The organism is Luteibacter sp. (genome assembly GCF_051958795.1).
In the GTDB taxonomy this organism is placed as follows: domain Bacteria; phylum Pseudomonadota; class Gammaproteobacteria; order Xanthomonadales; family Rhodanobacteraceae; genus Luteibacter.
The window spans coordinates 18,922-27,755 of record NZ_JBQCFT010000374.1 but is presented as its reverse complement, the minus strand read 5'-3'; the positions used below and the strand labels follow the sequence as shown (position 1 = coordinate 27,755).

Sequence of the window (8,834 nt, the reverse complement as noted above, 5' to 3'; positions counted from 1 at the left end):
TGCCGTGGGTAAGACTTAGCGCGTCGCCGATGACCGATCCGACGGCAGGATGCCGTCCGTCCCTAGCGCCAGGATCGATCCCCCCCTTCATCGGCGATAGCGCCGCGCCGGCCAGACCGGGCCGCGTGTAGGTGGCAAATGCCACCAGACCCAGGGACGGTCACCATGGCCCTCCGCGTGAGCGCGAGGGCCATGTCTTACACGGTGAATCGGAAACCGCTCATTGATTCACCATGGTGTTGCAGTAACATCGACAACCATGAGGCTCCCTAGCCGATGGGAGGAGCCGCCCAGCTGTCACGACAGGTCCAGCAAGCGCTGGGTAAGAGGAATCGGACCCGCTTTATGTTTCTGCAAAAGGGCCCCTCATGGGGCCTTTTTGTTGGCCAGTCCTTTCCTGGGCACAGCTCCGACCTTTTCCGCGCACAATGTCGCGAACGGCTTTGCGTGTTTACGGCTCGCCGCAAGCGGATGATCTTTTACGTAAGCGCTCTGGACGTACATGACGAGGCGCGGCTCGTTCGTCGGCCGGTACAGGTCGAAATAGACCTGGTAGTACTCCGACCTCCCCTGCACATCGATCCGCTCGCAGACCATGTAATTGTGGGCGCTCGCGACATAGCATCTCGACTGCCCGTTCGTAAGCCCTCTGATCAATAGCGGAAGGCCAAGCGAACGAAGGTAGCGCGACTGGTTGAAACGCCGTTCGCGGCCACCCGAGTCGATCCATACCGCGCTATCCCACGGCGGACCGGCCGGCAGGCCTTTTCCAACACTTTCGGTCACCACGTGGCAGTCGAAGACGACGCGGACGTGGACCAGCAAGGATGGAAGATCACCTCGCGCCGGCCGCTCAACTGTCATGTCGAAGGCAAGCAGATGATCGAACGTGTACGTGGTACCCCCGATGCTGCGTGGCGCCCACCGCTCCCATTGCGAGGTATCCCGCCAACGGAATTTCGGGACGTTCATCCTTGATCTGCCTTTCGAATTCACCCGGCAAACGCGGGCGGCCCTCCACGATAGGTACCGGCCTGGGCATCGTCTGCAAGGCTATTCCGTCAAACAGGGTCAGGATATGGGCTGTCTTCCTCTTCCGATTTTCATGCTGCTCGGGTGCGGGATTGGCTGGCTTGTCGGCGAGAAGGCGGGCTCGATCTATGGCGCCGGTATCGGCCTGGCTATAGGCCTCGCTTTGACCGTGCTGCTGTTTCGCGCGATGCGCAGGGGTAACCGCTAGTCGCTACTGGGCGTGGCCGAAGAATACGGAGACGCCCAGGCCTGCGATGACCGATGGCCCGTGGCCGGCTATGCGGTGCAGGGCATATGCGTCGAGCTGCAGGTGGTCGCCGATGTCGTAGGCGACGCCGCCGCCGGCCTGGAGTTCGTTGCCGTCGTCCGCATCGTGGATGGCGTCGGCTTCGACGTAGGCCATCCAGTTCTCACCGATCTTGCGGCCGAAGGTGGGCGCCAGTGTCCACGTGTTACGGCCCTTCAGGCGATCGACGTTCGCGTACAGGGTGTTCTGCTGCGTATCGCTCGGCTTCCACTGCATGGTGGTGCCCAGGCTGTACTGTTTCGCGCCGTTACCGAAATCTTCGTCGCCGTTGGCGAAGGTGACTTCGCCGAGTGCGGCCCAGGTGAATGCGCCGTCCGCATCGGAGCCGGAGGGCGCGTATTTCATCGCGACGCTGGTATCGCCGTGGCCCGTTGCGTGGCGGCGTGAGCCCTGCCCACGTTCCTCGAGGCGATTCCAGGCCGAGCCGCCGAGCTGGAATTCGATCGCGCCGCCGGTACCGATGCGCAGGACGGAATCGGCGGTGTAGGTGCGGTCGAGGAAGCCGTCCGCGCGCTGGCGTTCGTAGCTGGGCAGGCCCTGCTCGAGTGCGACCGTGCCCGCTGGCAGGACGCTGGTCGCGAAGCCCGCGCCGGGGCGGTCGAAGTCGGGCGGATCGGCCAGGGCGATCGTCGGCGTGAGGAGCAGGAAGGCGGCGAGGGCAGGGCGCAGGTTCATGCGGCGCATTGTGACAAGCGCCGATGTCGCGTGGATGCGAAGAACCGTAGGAGCCCACCCTGTGGGCGACGCCTTTCGCGAAGCGCCACAGGGCCTGTAGCTCGTTCGCGAAAGGCGTCGCCCACAAGGTGGGCTCCTACATCTCTACTACGGGGCTTTTACTACCGGGAAGCTTTCGGGCAGGTCGAGCTTTGCGTCGCCGGCGAAGTCTTCCGCGGAGCGGCCGAGCTTCAGCTGGTAGGTGCCCGCGGCGATGTGCCAGCGCTCGCCGGCATCATCCCAGCGGGCGAGCGCCAGCGGTTCCAGCGGGATATCGACGCGGCGGCTGTCGCCGGGCTTCAGCACCACCTTGGTCCAGCCGGCAAGGCGGCGCGTACCGCCCGACGGGCCCGTGGCGTAGACCTGGGGCACATCGGCACCGGCGGTCTTGCCTGTGTTCTTCACCGTCACGTGGGCGACGGCGCGGCCCTGCTTGTCCTTGCCGACTTCGAAACCGCTGTAGTCGAACGAGGTGTAGGTGAGGCCGTAGCCGAAGGCGAACAGCGGCTGGCGCTTCGTCTTCTCGAACCAGCGGTAACCGACTTCCGCGCCTTCGATGTTGTAGTCGATGGTGTCGGCCGGCTTCTCCTTGCTGTTCAGGCCGGCGCCCTGGATCGTGGCGCGGACCAGCTGCGAATCATCCTTCGGCCACGACAGCGGCAGGCGGCCGCTCGGCGCGACATCGCCGTAGAGCAGGCGGGTAATCGCATCGCCACCGCCCGAGCCCGGGTACCACGCCTGCATCACGGCGCCGACCTGGTCAAGCCAGGGCATCGCCACCGCGCCATTGGTCTCGAGCACCACGACGGTGTGCGGGTTGGCCTTGGCCACGGCAGCGACCACGGCGTCCTGGTTATCCGGCAGCGAAAGATCCGGCGCATCGAACGACTCGGCCGCCCACTTGGTGACGAACACCACGGCGACATCCGCGCCCGCCGCAGCTTTCGCGGCGGCCACCGGGTCGGTGCCCGCATCAAACGTGACCTTGCTCGCGCGCTTGCCGATGAAGGTGAGCGGCGCCGATGGATGGAACACGTGCGGGCCGGGCCACGACGTGGGCTCGGCGCCCTGCAGCGGGTTGCCGTTGTCGTCGGTGACCGCCGACGAACCACCACCGGCCATGACGCCCTTGTCGGCATGGCCACCGATGACGGCGACCGACTTGCCCTTCGCCAGCGGCAACAGCGAGCCCTCGTTGCGCAGGAGCACGGCGCCCGCTTCCAGGGCGCTGCGCGCGACCATGCGGTCGGCCTCGTAAGGCACTGTCGTGGCCTTCACCGGCACCGGGTTATCCAGCACGCCGTGCACAAAGAAGCTGCGCAGGATCCGCTTTGCCATGTCGTCCAGGCGGGCCTTGCTGACCTCACCCTTCGCGACGGCCTCGCGCAGCGGCTTGTCGAAGAAGACTTCCGCATCGAACACTTCGCCTGCCGATTCCTGATCCAGGCCCGCGTTCGCGGCCTTGGCGCCGCTGTGCGCACCGCCCCAGTCAGACATCACCCAGCCCTTGAAGCCCCATTCCTTCTTCAGCACCTGGTTGAGCAGCCAGTCGTGCTCACCCGCGTAGGTGCCATTGACCTTGTTATAGGCCGACATGACCGAGCCCGGGTCGCCATGGGCGATGCCGATCTCGAAGGCCAGCAGGTCCGACTCGCGCAGCGCGACCGGGTCGATCTGCGAGCTGATCGTGTTGCGGCCCGATTCCACGTCGTTGGCCGCGAAGTGCTTGATGGTCGCGACCACCTGGCGTTCCTGCACGCCCTTGATCGTGGCGCCAACGATGGTGCCGGCGAGCACCGGGTCCTCGCCCACGTACTCGAAGTTACGGCCGTTGCGCGGGTCGCGCAGCAGGTTGGTGCCGCCGGAGAGCAGCACGTTGTAACCCATGGCGCGTGCTTCGCCACCGATCATACGGCCGCCGGCGTGGGCCACGGCGGGATCGAAGCTGGCGGCGGCGGCGAGGCTGGCCGGCAGTGAGATCGCGCCCTTGTTATCGACACCGGGCTTGGTGACGCCGAGACCGGCATCCGTCTCCTGGATGGCCGGGAGGCCCAGGCGCGGCATGGCGGGAATGAAGCCCGCGTTACCCAGGGCGCCTTCCGGCTGCGGGTGCTTGTCGCTCTTCATGCCGAAGTCGGTGCGGATGAGGCGGAATTTCTCATCGTCCGTCATGGCCGCCACCAGCAGCTCGGCGCGCTTGTCCGCGGAAAGCGAGCGATCCATCCAGGGGTGGGCCGGGGGCGTGGCGGCGCTGGCGGTGCCGGCGAGCCCGGCGGTGATGGCGAGGGCGAAGGCGGTGCGGCGGACGGTATCGACCATGATGAGGCATCCAGGATTGAACAAACGCCTCACGATGGTCCAGTAACGCTTACATCGCAACCCGCGAGACGCCGCGGGTGTACCCTCGAGGCTTGTCGATGGCGGCTTTCGCCCCCATCTATGTCATTGAATGAATTCACAAACGTCAATGCCACTCAGCGCTTTCCATCCCGCCGTTTCCGCCTGGTTCGAAGCCACCTTCCCCGCGCCCACGGAGGCGCAGGTCGCGGCGTGGCCGGCGATCCGTTCGGGCCGGCACACGCTGGTCGCCGCGCCGACCGGCTCGGGCAAGACACTCACCGCTTTCCTCTCGGCCATCGACATGCTGGTACGCGAGGGCGTGGAGGAAGGCGGCCTGCGCGACCGCACCACGATCCTCTACGTCTCGCCGCTGAAGGCGCTGTCGAACGACATCCGCATCAACCTGGAGGCGCCGCTGGCCGGCATCCGCGAGGAGCTGCGCAAGCAGGGCCTGCCGGATGTCGAGATCCGCACGGCGGTGCGCACGGGTGATACCCCGTCGGCGGATCGCGAGCGCATGCGCAAGCGCCCGCCGCACATCCTGGTCACCACGCCGGAATCGCTCTACGTGCTGCTCGGCTCCGAGTCGGGCCGGGCCATGCTGCGCAACATCCGCGAGGTCATCGTGGATGAGATCCATGCCGTGGCCGCCAGCAAGCGCGGCAGCCACATGGCGGTTTCGCTGGAGCGGCTGGAGGCACTCGCGCAGCGCCGGCTCGTACGCATCGGCCTGTCGGCCACGCAGAAGCCGATCGAGAAGGTGGCGGCGTTCCTCACCGGCGATGACGACTGCGCCATCGTCGATATCGGCCACGCCCGGAAGCGCGACCTCGCGCTGGAGGTGCCGCCGGTGCCGCTCGAGGCGGTGATGTCGAACGACATGTGGGAGCTGGTCTACAACCGGCTCGGCAACCTGATCGAGCAGCACCGCACGACGCTGGTGTTCGTGAACACGCGGCGCATGGCCGAGCGCGTTTCACGCCACCTCTCCGAGCGCCTGGGCACCGACGCGGTCACCGCGCACCATGGCAGCCTTTCGCGCGAACAGCGCCTCGACGCCGAGCAGCGCCTGAAGGCGGGCTCGTTGCGCGCGCTGGTCGCCACCGCATCGCTCGAGCTCGGCATCGATATCGGTGACGTGGACCTGGTGTGCCAGATCGCATCGCCGCGCTCGATCGCCGCGTTCCTGCAGCGCGCCGGTCGCGCCGGCCACGCCGTGGGCGGGACACCGAAGGCGCGGCTGTTCCCGACCTCGCGCGACGACCTCGTCGAATGCGCGGCGCTGCTCGATTGCGTGCGCCGTGGCGAACTCGATGCGCTGATCATGCCGCACCAGCCGCTCGACGTGCTGGCCCAGCAGATCGTCGCCGAAGTGGCCTGCCAGGAGTGGGATGAGGATGCGCTGTTCGACCTGATCCGTCGCGCCTATCCATTCCGCGAGCTCAAGCGCGAGACCTTCGATGAAGTCGTCCGCATGCTGGCTGATGGCTTCAGCACGCGCGTGGGGCCGCGCGGCTCGTACATCCACCGCGATGCGGTGAACAAGCGCCTGCGCGAGCGGCGTGGCGCGCGGCTCACCGCGGTCACTTCGGGCGGCACCATTCCCGAGACCGGCGATTACAACGTGCTGCTTGAGCCGCAGTCCACCGTCGTGGGTACGGTGAACGAGGACTTCGCGATCGAAAGCCTCGCCGGTGACGTGTTCCAGCTCGGCAACCGCTCCTACCGGATCCTGCGTGTCGAAATGGGCCGCCTGCGCGTGGAAGACGCGCAGGGCGCGCCGCCGAGCATCCCGTTCTGGCTGGGCGAGGCACCGGGGCGCACCGATGAGCTTTCGATCGGCGTGGCGCGGTTGCGCACCGACATCGCGGAGCAGTTCGACCTGGGCGGCCGTGAAGCCGGCCTGGCCTGGCTCATGGCGGAGCTGGGCATGGCGAAGCCCTCCGCCGAGCAGATCGTCGATTACCTGTTTCGCGCCCGTGCGGCACTCGGTGCATTGCCGACGCGCGATACGCTGGTCATGGAGCGCTTCTTCGATGAATCCGGCGGCACCCAGCTGATCATCCACACGCCGTTCGGGAGCCGGATCAACAAGGCGTGGGGCCTGGCGCTGCGCAAGCGCTTCTGCCGCAAGTTCAACTTCGAACTGCAGGCCGCGGCCACCGAAGACGCGATCATCCTTTCGCTCTCCACCAGCCACAGCTTCCCGCTGGAAGAGGTCTCGCGTTACCTGCATTCCGCGAGTGCCGAGCACGTGCTCGTGCAGGCCCTGCTCGATGCGCCGCTGTTCGGCGTGCGCTGGCGCTGGAACGCCACGACCGCGCTGGCCCTGCCGCGCTTTACGGGTGGCAAGAAGGTCGCACCGCAGCTGCAGCGCATGAAGAGCGAGGACCTGCTCGCCACCGTGTTCCCCGACCAGGTCGCCTGCCAGGAAAACATCGTGGGCGAGCGCGAGGTGCCGGATCATCCGCTGGTGAACCAGACGCTCGACGACTGCCTGCACGAAGCGATGGATACCGAAGGCTGGCTCGCGGTGCTGCGTGGCATGGAGGGCGGCAGTATCCGCGTCGTGGCGCGGGATCTCGCCACGCCGTCGCCGCTGGCGGCGGAGGTACTGAGCGCCGCGCCTTATGCGTTCCTCGACGATGCACCACTGGAGGAGCGCCGCACGCAGGCCGTGCAGTCGCGTCGCTGGAACGAGGCCGAGAGTGCCGACGACCTCGGCCGGCTGGACCTGGATGCGATCGTGTCCGTGCGCGAGGAAGCCTGGCCTGAAGCGCGCAGTGCCGATGAAATGCACGAGGCGCTGATGCTGCTCGGCGGGGTCACGCTGGACGAAGTGCGCGACAACGGGTGGGCGCAGCTGCTGCAGGCGCTCGCGAATGATGCGCGCGCGACGCTGCTCTCCGCAGGCGGCATGTCGATATGGGTAGCGGCCGAGCGGCTGCCTGCGTGGCAGGCAGTCCACGCCGACGCGACGATGCAACCCGCGATCGCCGCGCCTGTGGAGTACGCCGCACAGGCCTGGATGCGCGAAGCCGCACTGGTCGATATCGTGCGCGGCCGCCTCGGTGGCCTCGGCGTGGTCGAGGAGCGCAGCCTTGCGCCTGGCCTCGGCGTGGATCCGATGGATATCGCGCTGGCGCTCGCTGCGCTGGAGAGCGAAGGCTATGTCATGCGCGGCCCATTCTCGCCGGGCGCCACCGAAACCGAATGGTGTGAGCGCCACCTGCTGGCGCGCATCCACCGTTACACCATCGGCCGCCTGCGCCGCGAGATCGAACCGGTGGCACCGCGCGACTTCCTGCGCTTCCTGCTCGACTGGCAACACGTAACCCGGGCAACGCAGGTGTCGGGACCCGACGCGCTGGCGGGCGTCATCGGCCAGCTCGAGGGCTATGAGGCGGCGGCCGGCGCATGGGAATCGGAACTGCTGCCCTCGCGCGTGAGCGATTACAGCATCGGCTGGCTGGATGACCTGTGCCGTGCCGGTCGCACGGTCTGGAGCCGCCTGCGCCTTGGTACGGGAACCGGCGGCCCGGTGCGGGCCACGCCGATCGTGCTGCTGCCGCGCCGCCAGTTGCCGGTGTGGTCGGCCGCCGCGCCCGCGGCATCGGATGAACTGAAACTCTCGTCGCGCGCGGAAGCCGTGGAGGAAGCCCTGCGCGATGAGGGCGCGTTGTTCTTCGACGAACTGGCCTCGATCACCCGCCTGCTGCGCACGGAGCTCGAGGATGCGCTGGGCGAACTGGTGGCAGCCGGCCGCGTTACCGCGGACAGCTTCGCCGGCCTGCGGGCCTTGCTCCTGCCTTCGTCCAAGCGGAACAGCGGCCGGGCACGGCGCACGCGGCGAAGCATGCTCAGCGGCATCGAGGATGCGGGCCGCTGGTCGCTGGCGCGCCGTTCGCGCGAGGAACGCAATGACGCCGACGGGATGGAACACATCGCGCGCACCCTGCTGCGGCGCTACGGCGTCGTGAGCTGGCGCATCCTGGAACGCGAAGCTGCGTGGCTGCCTGCATGGCGCGATCTGCGCCGGGTCTATCACCGGCTGGAGGCACGCGGCGAAATCCGCGGCGGGCGCTTCGTCGACGGGCTGGTCGGTGAGCAGTTCGCCTTGCCCGAGGCGTTGCCGGCGCTGCGCCAGATCCGCCACCGCGAACACGATGGCGAGATCGTATGCATCGCCGCGACCGATCCGTTGAACCTGGTCGGCGGGATCGTCGCCGGGACGAAGGTGCCGGCGAACATCGGCAACCGCATCGCCATCCGCGACGGCCTGCCGCTGGCGGCGATGGTGGCGGGGAAGTTCGTGGTCATCGGCGAGGTCTCGCCGGAGGAAGAGCGCGAGGCGCGCAGCGCGCTGCAGCGGCGTGCCGATATGCGCGTTCCGGCGTAACCGATCGCGTAGGAGCCCACCCTGTGGGCGACGCCGTTCGCG

Annotated in this window: 4 protein-coding genes; 1 reads left to right on the top strand and 3 read right to left on the bottom strand. The window is 67.6% G+C overall.

Annotated features, from left to right (window positions below; genetic code table 11):
- Positions 1–366 precede the first annotated feature (366 nt).
- The 3 genes from ACTHLF_RS20020 to ACTHLF_RS20010 all read right to left on the bottom strand — a co-directional run bounded on the left by ACTHLF_RS20020 (position 367) and on the right by ACTHLF_RS20010 (position 4,372).
- Positions 367–972 (bottom strand): hypothetical protein, encoded by a 606-nt coding sequence (locus ACTHLF_RS20020; RefSeq protein WP_440329802.1) that lies wholly within the window; start codon positions 970–972, stop codon positions 367–369.
- 271 nt (positions 973–1,243) lie between these two features.
- On the bottom strand, positions 1,244–2,014 hold the full coding sequence (locus tag ACTHLF_RS20015) for a transporter (RefSeq protein ID WP_440329800.1): 771 nt from the start codon (positions 2,012–2,014) through the stop codon (positions 1,244–1,246).
- Between the two features lie 147 nt (positions 2,015–2,161).
- Positions 2,162–4,372: a glycoside hydrolase family 3 C-terminal domain-containing protein gene (locus ACTHLF_RS20010; RefSeq protein WP_440329799.1), complete on the bottom strand. Its 2,211-nt coding sequence runs from the start codon at positions 4,370–4,372 to the stop codon at positions 2,162–2,164.
- Between the two features lie 148 nt (positions 4,373–4,520).
- Here ACTHLF_RS20010 and ACTHLF_RS20005 point away from each other — a divergent pair, with 148 nt between their 5' ends.
- Complete coding sequence (locus ACTHLF_RS20005; protein WP_440329798.1) at positions 4,521–8,792, top strand: DEAD/DEAH box helicase; 4,272 nt, start codon at positions 4,521–4,523, stop codon at positions 8,790–8,792.
- Positions 8,793–8,834: the final 42 nt, after the last annotated feature.